This is a genomic window from Bacillus sp. 7894-2 (genome assembly GCF_002272225.1).
GTDB lineage: Bacteria > Bacillota > Bacilli > Bacillales > Cytobacillaceae > Cytobacillus.
Genome location: NZ_NPDG01000180.1, coordinates 1 through 229, shown reverse-complemented (window position 1 = coordinate 229; position 229 = coordinate 1). Strand labels below are relative to the sequence as shown.

The 229-nt window shown below is 49.8% G+C and carries 2 tRNA genes; both read right to left on the bottom strand.

The features are described 5' to 3' along the window. Positions 1-55: 55 nt before the first annotated feature. Positions 56-131 (bottom strand) — tRNA-Ala (locus CHI10_RS22060). Between the two features lie 11 nt (positions 132-142). Further along, positions 143-219: transfer RNA gene (locus CHI10_RS22055), tRNA-Ile, on the bottom strand. Positions 220-229: the final 10 nt, after the last annotated feature.

The following is a 229-nucleotide window of genomic DNA, read 5'->3' as shown; positions in this document are numbered from 1 at the left end:
AATAACATTATCTAGTTTTCAAGGAACAAAAAATAACGAATCATATCGTTATGGTTGGTGGAGCCTAGCGGGATCGAACCGCTGACCTCCTGCGTGCAAGGCAGGCGCTCTCCCAGCTGAGCTAAGGCCCCATTATATGAGATGGTGGGCCTAAATGGACTCGAACCATCGACCTCACGCTTATCAGGCGTGCGCTCTAACCAGCTGAGCTATAGGCCCACATAATAGG